The organism is Actinoplanes sp. CA-051413 (assembly GCF_050955795.1).
GTDB lineage: Bacteria > Actinomycetota > Actinomycetes > Mycobacteriales > Micromonosporaceae > Actinoplanes.
The window spans coordinates 3,519,233-3,532,488 of sequence record NZ_CP192100.1 but is presented as its reverse complement, the minus strand read 5'-3'; the positions used below and the strand labels follow the sequence as shown (position 1 = coordinate 3,532,488).

General features: G+C 68.6%; 8 protein-coding genes. 2 read left to right on the top strand and 6 right to left on the bottom strand.

Annotation, left to right across the window (positions count from 1 at the left end; genetic code table 11):
* Nucleotides 1-3: 3 nt before the first annotated feature.
* From ACQP2Y_RS16505 to ACQP2Y_RS16485, 5 genes are all read right to left on the bottom strand, one after another.
* Nucleotides 4-2,343 (bottom strand): beta-L-arabinofuranosidase domain-containing protein, encoded by a 2,340-nt coding sequence (locus ACQP2Y_RS16505; protein ID WP_433729079.1) that lies wholly within the window; start codon nucleotides 2,341-2,343, stop codon nucleotides 4-6.
* A 64-nt stretch (nucleotides 2,344-2,407) separates the two neighbouring features.
* Nucleotides 2,408-3,865, bottom strand: coding sequence for an endo-1,4-beta-xylanase (locus ACQP2Y_RS16500; protein ID WP_433729077.1), 1,458 nt, complete (start codon nucleotides 3,863-3,865; stop codon nucleotides 2,408-2,410).
* Nucleotides 3,866-3,946: 81 nt separating this feature from the next.
* Nucleotides 3,947-5,995 carry a family 43 glycosylhydrolase gene (locus ACQP2Y_RS16495; RefSeq protein ID WP_433729075.1) on the bottom strand — a complete coding sequence of 683 codons (2,049 nt, stop codon included), beginning with the start codon at nucleotides 5,993-5,995 and terminating at the stop codon, nucleotides 3,947-3,949.
* Between the two features lie 458 nt (nucleotides 5,996-6,453).
* Nucleotides 6,454-7,575 carry a glycoside hydrolase family 11 protein gene (locus ACQP2Y_RS16490; protein ID WP_433729073.1) on the bottom strand — a complete coding sequence of 374 codons (1,122 nt, stop codon included), beginning with the start codon at nucleotides 7,573-7,575 and terminating at the stop codon, nucleotides 6,454-6,456.
* 31 nt (nucleotides 7,576-7,606) lie between these two features.
* On the bottom strand, nucleotides 7,607-8,842 hold the full coding sequence (locus ACQP2Y_RS16485) for an RCC1 domain-containing protein (protein ID WP_433729071.1): 1,236 nt from the start codon (nucleotides 8,840-8,842) through the stop codon (nucleotides 7,607-7,609).
* Nucleotides 8,843-9,154: 312 nt separating this feature from the next.
* Here ACQP2Y_RS16485 and ACQP2Y_RS16480 point away from each other — a divergent pair, with 312 nt between their 5' ends.
* On the top strand, nucleotides 9,155-10,354 hold the full coding sequence (locus ACQP2Y_RS16480) for a cellulose binding domain-containing protein (protein ID WP_433729069.1): 1,200 nt from the start codon (nucleotides 9,155-9,157) through the stop codon (nucleotides 10,352-10,354).
* 448 nt (nucleotides 10,355-10,802) lie between these two features.
* On the opposite strand, the gene ACQP2Y_RS16475 is transcribed toward ACQP2Y_RS16480, so the two are convergent.
* On the bottom strand, nucleotides 10,803-11,771 hold the full coding sequence (locus ACQP2Y_RS16475) for a glycoside hydrolase family 6 protein (protein WP_433729067.1): 969 nt from the start codon (nucleotides 11,769-11,771) through the stop codon (nucleotides 10,803-10,805).
* A gap of 343 nt (nucleotides 11,772-12,114) precedes the next feature.
* Between ACQP2Y_RS16475 and ACQP2Y_RS16470 the strand changes: the two genes are divergently transcribed.
* Complete coding sequence (locus ACQP2Y_RS16470) at nucleotides 12,115-13,128, top strand: LacI family DNA-binding transcriptional regulator (RefSeq protein ID WP_433729065.1); 1,014 nt, start codon at nucleotides 12,115-12,117, stop codon at nucleotides 13,126-13,128.
* Nucleotides 13,129-13,256: the final 128 nt, after the last annotated feature.

The window sequence follows — 13,256 nt, the reverse complement described above, 5'->3', positions numbered from 1 at the left end:
CGGTCAGGCGAGCTTGACCAGGCGCCAGACGTTGTCGGCGGAGCCGTTGTCGGGGTCCTGGACGGCCTGGGCGCCATAGGTGCCGGCGCCGTTGAGAATGGCCAGCAGCTTCCCGCTGTTGACGTTGCGGATCTTGTAGGTGCCGTTGCCGAGGTCGACCAGCGTCCAGCGGTGGTCGGCGGTGCCGTTGTCCGACCACTGCAGGACCCGGGCGTTGTCGGCCGTCGACATGTTCTCGACGCCGAGCACTTTGCCGCTGTTGACGTTGCGGAACCTGACCGCGCTGCCGTCGGTGATCCTGACCCAGTTGTGGTCGGCCGTCCCGGTGTCACCCCACACCACGGCGAGCCCGCCGTCGGCGGTGGACATGTCCTTCACGCCCAGAACCAGGCCGGTTCCGACGTTGACCAGCTTGTAGGTCTCACCGCCGCCGGGGGTGCTGCCGTTGGAGTTCCAGTAGACGGTGTAGTTGAAGCCGTGCGCGTCGTGGAACGGCCCGATGGGCACGCTCGTGCCGTTGGCCGTCGCGGTGAAGCTCAGGCTCGACGTGCTGGTCCGGGCGATGGACGAGACCGTCAGCGACGGCGGCGAGGACAGCGCGGTGTTGCCATAGTTTCCGCACAGCACCGCCGGTCCGTAGGTGATCGCCTGAACGCCGGCGTTGTCGTTGGCGGCCAGCATGACGACCCGCATCGGCAGGGTGACCGTCAGCGTGTCCCCCGCCGCCCAGGCCCGGGTGATGGTCGCGTAGCTGCCCGGCGTCGCGGTGACTGCCTGGGCCGCCCCGTTGACCGCGAGCACCGCGTTCTGAGTCCAGGACGGGATCCGTACGCGGATGCTCCAGGTGCCGCTCATGGTGCCGGACAGGGTCAGCGTGGTGGTGTCGCTGACCGGGTACGTCGTGGACTGGGTGACCGTGATGCCGCGCTCCGACCAGTTCAGCGTCGATGGCGCGAAGAGGTTGACGGTCAGGGTGGTGCCGGCGAAGAAGTAGATCGAGTCCATCAGCCGGGTGTTGGTCTCGATGCCGGTGCCCTGGCAGCACCAGAACGAGTTGTAGTCGGTCGAGTAGGTGCCGCCGCCCCAGGCCGGGCCGACACCGCGACGCCCACCGGGCTTCAGCGGCGTGAAGTAGGTGACGCCGCCGTGCCCGTCGGCCGGGTTCTGCGCACCGATCAGGTGGTTGAGCAGCGCCCGCTCGTAGTAGTCGAAGTAGCCGGCGTTGTTCGGGTCGAGCAACCACAACTCGCGGGTCAGCTTGAGCATGTTGTACGTGTTGCAGTGCTCGCAGGTGTCGTTGCTCAGGTAACCGGCGATGGCGTTCGGGGCGCGGAAGTGCTCGGCCTGGCTGTTGCCGCCGATCGCGTACGTGTGGGCCCGGGTCGTGATGGCCCAGGCGTTGGCCGCGATGTCGCGGTAGCGGGTGGTGCCGGTCGCCTTGTACTCGCGGGCCGCGCCGACCCACTTGGGCACCTGGGTGTTGGCGTGCAGGCCGTTGAGCTGGTCGGTGTTGGCGGCGAGCGGGTTGAACACGGCCTGGTGGTCGAAGCGCTGCGCGACGGTCAGCCAGCGCGCGTCACCGGTCTGCTGGTAGATGTCGGCCAGCACGTCGTTCATGCCCCCGAACTCGGTGCCCAGCATCGCCTGCAGCTGGCTCCCGCTCAGCCGGGAGGTGCGGGTGTCGACCCAGCCGGCCAGCGCGAGCAGCACCGTACGGGCCTGGTCGTTGCCGGTGAGGCGCCACACGTCGAGCAGCCCCGCGAGGGTCTTGTGGACGCAGTAGTAGGGCACGTTGCCGTTGGAGAGCGTACGGGCCTCGAGCGCGGTGAAGTCCGACTCCGGGAAGCCCGACAGGTAGCCCGCGCCGAACCCGGCGGCGCCGTTGTTCGCCTGGCACTTGGCCAGCTCGGCGACCATGTAGTTGGCCTTGTCCCGGCAGGTCGTGTCGCCGAGCACCGCGTAGGCCTGTGCCCAGGCGGTCAGGAAGTGCCCCTGCATGTGGGAGCGGAACGGGAAGGACGGGGCGTCCCAGCCGCCGTTGGTCGCCGCGCCGTTGGTCCCCAGCCGGTGGTTGGCCCGGAAGACGTAGAGCAGCCGGTCGACGTCGACGAAGCGCAGGTAGCTCAGGGTGCGGTTCTGGTTGTCCAGGAACCGGCCCGCGGTCAGCCGCACCTCGCCCGGCCGGAAGGCGTACGCGGCCGCGCCGATGTCCGGACGGACCGGCGGCACGACCGCGGCCGCGGCGGGCCGGGCGTCGAGGACGCCGGCTCCGGCCGTGCTGACCAGGGCGGCGGCACCGGTGGCCTGGAGCAGGCGGCGGCGACTGAAAGCGGAGGACGACATGGGGGAAACTCCTGTCGGAGGCGGTGGGGAAACGGTGGATCCGGTACGGGCGGGGACGGCGGTGCTATCCGACCTTGCTGAGCTGCCATTGCTGGTTGGTGCCGTTCCAGTCGGCGTACTGCACGATGTTTCCGCCGTCGGCGGTCGACGCGCCCTGCACCTCGACGGCCTTGCCGCTGTTGCGGTTGATCAGCTGGATGTAGCCGTCGATGGTCTGCACGCTGAACTGCTGGTTGGCGGCGTTGTTGTCGGTCCACTGCACGATCACGCCGCCGTCCGCGGTGGAGGCGCTGGAGACGTCCAGGACCTTGCCGGAGAGCCGCGACTTGAGCCGGTAGAAACCACCGCCGGAGTCGACGAACTGCCACTGCTGCTGGTTGCCGTTGTTACGGCTCCACTGGGTGATCCGGGCGCCGTCGGTGGTGGCCAGGTTGTAGACGTCGATCGCCCGGCTGCTGTTGCGGTTGACCAGCACGTACCAGGCGTTGGTGTCCACGGTCGAGCCGCCGCCTCCCCCGTTGCCGGCGTTGAGGGCGTTGAGCACTGAGGTGTAGGCGGCTTTCTTGTTGCCGGAGCCGTCGAACAGCAGCGGGTTGTCCGAGCGCCAGGAGTCGCTGTCGCGGATGCCCCAGACAGTGATGCCGGTGCAGCGGGCCACGGCCAGGCAGGCCCGGGTGACGGAGGCGTAGATGTTGGCCTGGTTACCGCCCTGCTGGACATCGAGTTCGGTGATCTGCACATCCACACCCAGGTCAGCGAAGCGTTGCAGGTTCGCCTGATACGTCGAGTCGATGGTGGTGCCCAGGTGGGACTGGAACCCGACGCAGTCGATCGGGACGCCGCGGGATTTGAAGTCGCGGACCATGGTGTAGATGCCGGTCGACTTGGCGTTGATGCCGTCGGTGTTGTAGTCGTTGTAACACAGCTTGGCGTTGGGATCCGCGGCGCGGGCGGCGCGGAACGCGGCTTCGATCCAGTCGTTGCCGGTGCGCTGCAGGTTGGAGTCGCGGCGGGCGCCGCTGCCGCCGTCGGCGAAGGCTTCGTTGACCACGTCCCAGGCGTAGATCTTGCCCTTGTAGTGGGTGGCGACCTGGGTGACGTGGTTGATCGCGGCGCTGCGCAGGGTGCTGCCGGACAGTGATTGGGCCCAGCCGGGTTGCTGGGCGTGCCAGAGCAGGGCGTGGCCGCGGACCTTGGCGCCCATGGCAACACCTTGGTTGAGGATGCGGTCGCCGCCGTTGTAGTTGAAGCTGCCCCGGGCGGGTTCGGTGGCGTCCCACTTCATCTCGTTCTCAGGGGTGACCGCGTTGAACTCGCTGTTCAGGATCCGGGTGTAGGTCGCATCACCCAACCGGCCGGCCGCGATCGCCGCACCGAAGTAACGGCCTTTGGCGGCCGCGGAGGCGCCCAGGGTTGTGGCGGCGTCAGCAGAGCCCGCAACGGCGAGAGTGGTGCCGGCGATGAGGGCCGCAGCAGCCGCGGCGAAGGGGACGCGCCACCAACGGAAAGTCTTAGTGATCATCTGAGGGACTGCTTTCGGGAGCGGGGATGGGGGTCGCCGGGCGGCCCGGCGGACGGACCGGGCCGCGCGGCGTGTGGGGGGTTACGGGGCGGTCAGGTCGAACCTGTTGACGGTGACCGTGCCGCCGAGGGCCTGCGTGGCGTAGTTGAAGATGCCGAAGCGGTAGCCCATGAAGAACTGCCAGTCGTTGTTCAAGGTGAACGCCGGGCCGAGGTTGGTGAACGTGCTGCCGTTGGTGCTGTACGAGAAGGTGGCCGTACGCCCGGATCCGGGTTGGATGTTGGCCGTGGCCCGCAGCCAGATCGTGCCGCCGGACACCGTCGCGCCGGCGGCCTCGGCGCCGGTCCCCGTGGTGGTCCAGCCGCTGGTGGACATGCTCAGCCCGTTGGTCATCGAGACCCGGGTGACGCCGTTGTCCTTGCGGATGCCGATCCACGCCGACTGGTCGCGCAGCATGGCCAGGCCGGACCGGTCACCGTTGGCCATGGCCGAGTAGTCCAGCTGGATCGTGGCCGTGGACGTCGGCCCCTGGATGCGGTGCGTCAGGGTGTTACGGGCGTTGTAGAGGTCGTTGGTGACGGTGGCGGTCGACAGTCGCAACCCGTTGCCGACGCTGAACTTCGAGGTGTCCGGGTTGTGGTTCCATTCCCAGCGCTGACCCAGCGCGGAGCCGGTGAACGTGTCCGGGCCGATCATCGACTGCACGGTCTTGGTCGTGCTGATGTTCGGCTTCGGGTAGCTCGCGCCCCAGCGGCCGTTGACCGTCTGCAGCACCGGCCAGCCGTCGCCGCTCCAGGTGATCGGCGCCAGCGTCGGCATCCGGCCACCGGGGTAGGCGTCGGTGAAGGCCATGTACCACCAGTCACCGTTCTGCGTCTGCACCAGGCCGCCCTGGTGCGGGACCCCGCCGCCGGAGATCGGCCCGGGCAGGTTGAGCAGGACCTGGCGCTGCTCGTACGGACCCCACGGGCTGGTCGAGCGCAGCACGTACTGGCCGTTGGCCGGGCGGGTCAGCCAGATGTAGTAGTAGTTCCCGCGCTTGTACATGCGGGAGCCTTCGAGGGTGCCGATGCTCGACGGGGTCTGGTAGACCGTCTGCGAGCGCACCTCCGCGGTCAGGTCGGAGTTGAGCTGCGCGACGCTGATCGTGCCGTTGCCGTAGGCCACGTACGGGGTGTCGTTGTCGAACAGCAGGCCGGCGTCGTAGTAGCACTTGTTGATCCGGGCCTTCTTGCTCCAGCCGCTGCCGATCGACACCGAGGTGTAGACGTAGGTGCGGTTGAACTCGGTGCAGCCCAGCCAGTAGTAGGTGCTGTTGCTGGGCCGGTAGTTGAACGCCGACGCCCAGATGCCCTTGACGTAGGCCCGGCCGCCGTTGAGGTCGTAGGCGTTGGAGTCGAAGTCCAGCCGTGGCACCGAGTGCCCGGCGTACTCCCAGTTCACCAGGTCGTACGAGCGCAGGATGGGCGCGCCGGGCGAGTAGTGCATCGTCGACGCCGAGTAGTAGTAGGCGTCGCCGACGCGGATGATGTCGCCGTCGGCGAAGTCCTGCCACACCACCGGGTTCGTGAAGGTCCCGGTCGGCGGCGGCGTGGTCGGGCCCGTCGTCGGTGTGCCGGAGCCGACCTGGACCAGCTGCCATTGCTGGTTGGTGCCGTTCCAGTCGCTGTACTGCACGATGTTGCCGCCGTCGGCGGTGGAGGCGCCCTGCACCTCAAGGGCCTTGCCGCTGTTGCGGTTGATCAGCTGGATGTAGCCGTCGATGTCCTGCATGCTGAACTGCTGGTTGGCGGCGTTGTTGTCGGTCCACTGCACGACGGCGCCGCCGTCCGCGGTGGACGCGTTGGAGACGTCCAGGACCTTGCCGGACAGCCGGGACTTGAGCCGGTAGAAACCACCGCCGGAGTCGACGAACTGCCACTGCTGCTGGTTGCCGTCGTTGCGCGACCACTGGGTGATCCGGGCGCCGTCGGTCGTGGCCAGGTTGTAGACGTCCAGCGCTTTCCCGCTGTTGCGGTTGACCAGCACGTACCAGGCATTCAAGTCCACGGCGGCGGCCGAGGCCGCCGGCGCGGCGACGACGGTGACAGCGATACCGGCCAGCAGAGCCAGCACTGCGGTAATGGCCATGTATCCGCGCCGCCAGAGCCTTTTCGGGGGTGTGCCGCGTGCGTACATTTCGCCGCTCCTTGCCGGGGGATCCCAAAATAGTGAACGTTCACATCTTGTCGAAGACGGATGCCTGGTGAGCCGAACTCAAGGGGATCCAGACATCAGACATTCAAGAATGGCAATGTTGCCAGAGTGTTTCACTCCACTCAAGAGCGGCGGCCCTCAAACTTGCCTGCAACCGAGTTTTGGCTGGTAGTGGACTTGCGATGAGGCTCGTGCGACCGAACCGGCCGGACGGCGAACGCCCTTCAGACGTCAGATGTACGCCGAGGTCGGTCCGTCGTAACACTTTTCCGAAGGCGTTTTCATGAAATGCGTCTGTCCATTTGCACAAATGGCGACCGCTGACCATTCCACGAAATGACGACGCCTGGCCGGAACAGCATTCGCTGTTCCGGCCAGGCGGGTATGGATAATCAGCTGCAGGCGGCGCCGTTCAAACTGAAACCGCTGGGCGCGGCGGCGTTGCCGTTGTGGTTGGCCTGGAAGCCGATGGTCGTCGAGCCACCCGGCGGAATGGTGGCGTTGTAACCGACATTCGTGGCCACCACCTGGCCGCTGGTGGGCGCGTAGGTCGCGCTCCAGCCGCTGGTGATGGTCTGCCCGGAGGCCAGGGCGAAGTTCAGCCGCCAGCCGTTGATGGGCGCCGTACCGGTGTTGGTGATGGTGATGTTGTCCGTCAGCCCGCTGTTCCACGCGCTGACGGTGTTGGTCACCCGGCAGGCACCCCCCTGGGACGGCGGCGGGGTGGTCGGCGGCGGGCTAGTCGATGGCGGGCTGGTCGGCGGAGTCGTCGTCGGGGGCGGGGTCGTCGGCTGGGTGGACCCCTCGCTGACGGTGATGGTGGAGCTGCCGTTGCTCTGGTAGCCCTCGGTGGCCATGATCTGGTAGTCGTGCGTGCCGAGGTTCAGGCCGAGCCGGGCCCAGGCGTTGAAGTGGTTGGCCGTCGTGATGGTGCCGCTGCTGCGGTGCTGCTGGCGGACGCTCCAGTACTGGTAGAACGTCGCGTTGCCGATGATGGACGGCTGGTTGACCCGCTGGGTGCGGTAGATGTCGTACGTGCTGCCGTCGGTGGTCACCGAACCCAGCCGCTGGGTCCCCGAGCTCGGGTTGTACGTGCCGAAGTCCTCGACGACGTAGTACTCGATGAGCGGGTTGGTGGTCCAGCCGTAGAGCGCCAGGTAGCCGTTGCCGTTCGGGTTGAACGTGCCCGAGTAGTTCACGGAGTGGCTGGAGCCGGGCTTCCAGCCCTTGCCGCCGACCCAGTTGTTGATGCCGCTCATCCGGACGCTGTAGTTGCCGCCGGCCCCCAGCGTCATCGTGACGTTGCCGCTGTCCTTCCAGTACGAGAAGAAGTAGCCGTTGTGGGTGCCGGTCAGGTTCGAGGTGATGGTCCGGTCGGCGTCGGCGTGGGCGACACCGGCCACGGTGATCGAGGCTGCCGCCAGTACGGCGACGGTGGCGCCCCCGAGGAGCATCCTCAGCCGGCCGCGCCGGCGACCCGGGGGTGGAACGGAATGGTCGTTCACGAGCAACATCCTTTTCCTCGTGGTCAGCTCGTCAGGGGGATCAGGCGGGCAGAGTCACCTGACCGGGAGCCGGACGCTGGGTGGTCGTGCTGTCGCCGAGCTGCCCGTTGGCGTTGTTGCCCCAGCACCACAGGCTGTCGCCGGTCTGGAAGCCACAGATGTGGTAGCCGGGCGCGAAGTCACTCGCCCACGTGGTCGCCGTGCCGATCCGGGTGGGTGCGAACCGGTGGGTGGTGGTGCCGTCACCGAGCTGACCCGTCGAGTTGTTGCCCCAGCACCACAGGGAGCTGTCGGTCCGTACCGCGCATGCCGTGTCGAAGCCCGCCCGGACCGTGCTCCAGCTGGTGGCGGTGCCGACCTGGACCGGGGTGGTCTGGTGGGTTCCGCTGATGCCGAGCTGGCCGTACCCGTTCTCACCCCAGCACCACAGGGTGCCCTCGGCGCGGACCGCGCAGCTGTAGGCGTAGCCGGCGGTCACGCCGGTCCACGTGGTCGCGGTGCCGACCTGCGCCGGGGCGTCCCGGTAGCTCAGACCGCCGACGCCCAGCTGTCCGTCCGTGTTGTTGCCCCAGCACCACAGGGTGCCCTCGGTGCGGACGGCACAGGTGTGCGCGTAGCCGGTCGCGACGCTCGCCCAGGTGGTGGCCGTGCCGACCCGCACCGGAGCGGTCGCGATGTAGATGTCCGAGCTCATGCCGAGCTGCGCGAAACGGTTGAAGCCCCAGCACCACAGGCTGCCGTCGGTCCGGGTGGCGCAGGTGTGGCTGTCGCCGGCACTGACACTGGCCCAGGTGGTGGCGGTGCCGACCTGCACCGGAGTGGTCCGCATCGTGGTGGTGCCGTCGCCGAGCTGGCCGCGGAAGTTGTTGCCCCAGCACCACAGGGTGCCGTCGGTGCGGATCCCACAGGTGTAGCTGGTGCCGGCGTCGAGGCTGGCCCAGGTGGTGGCGGTGCCGATGCGTACCGGGGTGGTCCGGGCGGTGGTGGTGCCGTCGCCCAGCTCGCCGAGGTAGTTGCTGCCCCAGCACCACAGGGAGGCGTCGGTGCGGACCGCGCAGGTGTGGCCGTAGCCGGTGGCGACCTCCGAGTTGGCCGCGGCGCTCAGCGCTGCGGGGCTTGGCGCGGCGAGGCTCTCTACGGCGGCGGCGGCCGCCGGGCCGGTCAGGCCTCCGAAACTCAGCGCGGCGAATCCGGTCGCCGTCGCGACCGCGACGGCGATGCCCCGGGCGACCCGGCGCCAGCGGTCACGACGCCCGGAGGCGAAGCTGTGTCTCATGTGTACTCCCTGCTCGGTGGGGGGATGGTCCGGCAGCAGGGAGCGTCAGCGTCACACGCCCCCTCGCTGCCGGGCCGGGCTGAGGTCACGGCGTGCGGCGACAGCAGTTACGCCTGTTCCGGAGATTGCCAGAATGTTTCCAGACATTCAAGAGTTTTCATGGGAGCGCTCCCACCGACTCTGTCGAATGCCGCGACATAACGCTTTTCACCACCGCAACTTTCGCGTTGAACTGGGCTAAACGCTCTGGCAACATTGCCCGCAGTCAATGGCCTGCGGGGTGCATCCCATTGCGGCGCCCTGGAGGGTGAAGTGCGGAGAACATCGAAGATCAGCACCGGCCTGGCGGCCGTCGTCGTCTCGTTCACCGCCGCCGTCGTAGCGCTCGGCACGACCCCGGCCGATGCGGCTGTGGGCGGCTCCGGCCCCTATCCGGCCGACTACGAGACCTCGGCCGGCCTGCCCGACCACACCATCTACCGGCCGCAGACACTGCCGTCCGAACCGCTGCCCGTCCTCGTATGGGGCAACGGCGGCTGCGCGGCCAGTGGCACCGCACAGGTCAACTTCCTGCGGGAGATCTCGTCGCACGGCTTCCTGGCCATCGCCAACGGCGCGCCGAACGGATCCGGCTCCACCACGTCCCGGATGCTCACCCAGTCCCTCGACTGGGCCGTCGCGGAGAACACCCGGGCGGGCAGCAAGTACTACGGCCGACTCGACACCAGCAAGATCGCCGTCGCGGGCTTCTCCTGCGGAGGGCTGGAGGCGTACGCCGTCTCCGCCGACCCGCGCATCACCACCACCATGATCTTCAGCAGTGGGTTGCTGAACGACGCCGACGACTACCAGCTGCGCGGGTTGACCAGACCGATCGCGTACTTCATCGGCGGGCCGAGCGACATCGCGTACCCGAACGCCATCGACGACTGGGGCAAGCTGCCGGCCGGGCTGCCCGCCTTCATGGGCAACCTGAATGTCGGCCACGGCGGCACCTACGACCAGCCCAACGGCGGCGAGTTCGGCCGGGTCGCGGTGCTGTATCTCAAATGGCGCCTGAAAGGTGACGTCACTGCGGGCGCTAATTTCGTGGGGGCCGACTGCGGCTTGTGCCGCGGGCCGTGGACCGTCCAGCAGAAGAACCTGACGCTCGGCGGCGGCGCTCCGTCGACCACGCCGCCGCCAACGTCCACCTCGCCCACTCCGCCTCCGGGTGACGGTGTGTGCTCCGCGGCCTATTCCGTGCAGAACCAATGGAACGGTGGATTCGTGGCCGCTGTGACCGTCACCGCGGGGAGCACCGCGCTCAACGGGTGGCGCGTCACCCTTGGCTTGCCGGCCGGCGCGTCCATCAGCTCTGCCTGGAACGCCGTGGTGAGCGGCACCAGCGGAACCGTCACGATGACGAATCAGAGCTACAACGGGCGGCTGAGTGCCGGTCAGAGCGCCAGTTTCGGCTTCCAGGGAGTCGGAAGCGGCGGCGGCGCCACCGTCACCTGCGCTGCGAGCTGAATCCGGGCGCATCCGCAGCCCGACGCCGGGCTCCCACCCGGGAGGGTCGCCCTGCCGGATATGACGAGAGGACGCGCCCGCTTTCCGCCAAGGGGGCCGGGAGTCGGAGCCGCTGGGATGGACGGCACTCGCCCGCGCGAATTCCGTTACGCCGCCTGAGATGACGGCTGGCCGACGATCTTGCCCTGCGGTACGACGAGCCGCTCGCGCCGACCGCCTGCGAGCGCTGTCGGACGGGTCGTCCGGGTGACTCTGCCAAGGCGACCTGTGCGCCGATGAACTCGTGGTCCGGCGGATTCCAGGCGGAGGCGATAATGACCGCCGAGGCGACGAACACCTTTCCCTGCTCAAGCACACCTGAGCCTGCTCCAGGAAACCTGAGCCCGACAACCAGAACGACGGTCCCGGCCCTGCGTGCGGACCGGAACCGCCGTCTCACGACATTGAGCTAGTACCCGTAGATCATCTTGTAGGCCACCTCAGGCAGGAACTGCCCCGCAGAAGACCCGGCCCCCACCCCGCAGTTGCCATCGGACTCCCCCGGCGTCTTCAGCCACAGCAGCATCTCCGCGCCGCCGCCCATCTGGGTCGGGGTGCCGATCCTGCGACCGCCCGGGTTGCACCACTGACCGTTGCCGCCGTTGCCGTTCCGGCTGGTGTCGATCACGAAGGGCTTGCTGTACCCGTACGACCGCAGCGCGGATGCGACCCGGTTGCCGTAGTTGGTGTTGTCGCCGGTGGTGAAGTAGTTCGACACGTTCAGCGCGAAGCCGTGGGCGTTGGCCACGCCGGCCATGTTGAGCCGCTGCGCCATCGTCTGGGCGTCGATCCACCCGGGATTTCCGGCGTCGAGGTAGGCCCAGGTGTTGGGCGCCTTGGAGCGGAACTGGTTGGCGGCGCGCGAGAGCATGCCGACGCGGTCGTTGATCTGGGCCTGGCTCATGCAGCTGAAGTCGCCCAGCGAGTCCGGCTCGAGGACCACCACGGCGGGCCGGTTGCCGATCGCTGAAGCGAAGGAGGAGATCCAGGCGTCGTACGCGCCGACACTGCCGGCGCCGCCTCCCGAGTGACCCCCGCAGGCATCGCGACCCGGGATGTTGTAGGCCACCAGCAGGGGAAGCTTGTCCACGGCATCGGCGGCGCCGACGTACCTGCTCACCGCGCCCGCGATGTCTCCGCTCCAGTTGCCGAACCAGCTGGCCATCGGCCGCTGCGCGATCTGGGACCGGATGGCGGCGGCGCGCCCGTCGTTGGGGTTGGCGGCGACCCACGACGCGGGGCTGGAGCTGGGGTTCACGTAGAAGCCGCTGGTCTGGCTGACCGGATCGGCGTGAGCGGCGGGCGCGACGAGCAGGACCGCGGGGATCGCCAACGCCAGCGCGGCGGCGAACACCCGGGGACGGGTCGGTCGTTTCATCGGCAGATCTCCTCAGTCTCAGAGCCAAAAACTGGAAGCGCTTCCAGCTATGTACGTCGATGTAAATGTCTGGCAACACTCTCGTAATGTCAAGACATCGAGCGTCGTCTTGGTAGACCCACCCCCGGGAGCACTGAGGCAATTTTCTGGGACCGCTTCCAGTCACATCGACATGGATCACGCGGAGCCGAGGCGGTCGATATCATCGAGCGGCGAATCCGCACCACCCGGGCGACGGGTCGCCGCGAGCCGGGCCGACAAACGATGGAGCATTCCGGCGCAGGCACCGCGAGCAGCAGACGGAGCGCGCAGGCGCCACCCGCAGGAAGGACCCGGCAACGCGATGGCAGCAGACACACCTCGGCGCCAACCCACCCTCGACGAGGTGGCCGAGCGCGCCGGCGTGTCCCGCTCGGCCGCTTCCCGGGCCATCAACAAGGCGCCGCACGTCAGCCGGGCCACCCGCGCCGCCGTCGAACGGGCCGTCAAGGAGCTCGGCTACCAGCCCAATCGCACGGCCCGCGCCCTGGCCACGCAGCAGACGGGCATCGTCGCCCTGGCGGTCTCCCATGACGCCCCCGAGCTGTTCGCCGACCCGTTCTTCGCCCAGGTCATCGTCGGCGTGTCCGCGGCGCTCGAGGACACCGAGCTGCACCTGGTGCTGTGCCTGGCCAGCTCCGGCCGCGGCCAGACCCGGCTGACCAACCTCCTGCGTACCCGGGGCGTCGACGGCATCATGCTGATGGCCCTGCGCGGGGACGATCCGCTGACCCGCATCGTGCGGCAGGCCGGCCTGCCGGCCGTCTACGGCGGGCGGCCGTTGACCTTCGAACCGCAGTGGTACGTCGACTCCGACAACGTCGGCGGGGCCCGCCTGGCCACCGAGCACCTCATCGGCCTGGGCCGGACCCGCATCGTCACCATCACCGGCCAGACCGGCACGGAGGTCGGCGAGGCCCGCTACCGCGGCTATCGCGAGGCGATGATCATGGCCGGATTGATCCCGTACGGCATGACGGAAGGCGACTTCACCGAGGCCGGCGGCGCCGCGGCGATGAAGACTCTGCTCGACAGTCACCCGGATCTGGACGCGGTGGTCGCCGCCAACGACAACATGGCGGCCGGCGCGCTGCGCGTGCTGGCCGAGTCCGGGCGATCGGTACCGGCCGACGTGGCGGTGGTGGGCTTCGACGACCTGGACATAGCCGAGCGGACCCAGCCGCCGTTGACCACGGTCCACCAGTCGATCCAGGCCCTGGGCAAGGAGATGACCCGGATGCTGATCGACCTGATCGCCGGCCGCGAACGCACCTCCCTCATCCTGCCGACCAGGCTGGTCGTGCGCGATTCGGCATAACGCGGCCCAGCGGGTCGTGGTCGGGCAAGCGCACCGCGCCCCGGCACTCGGCGCCATGTCCAGCTGCCGCACCGCCGCGTCCTCGCCGCCGAGACCCTGCGCCGCCGGGCCGCGGTGACCCGCCAGGC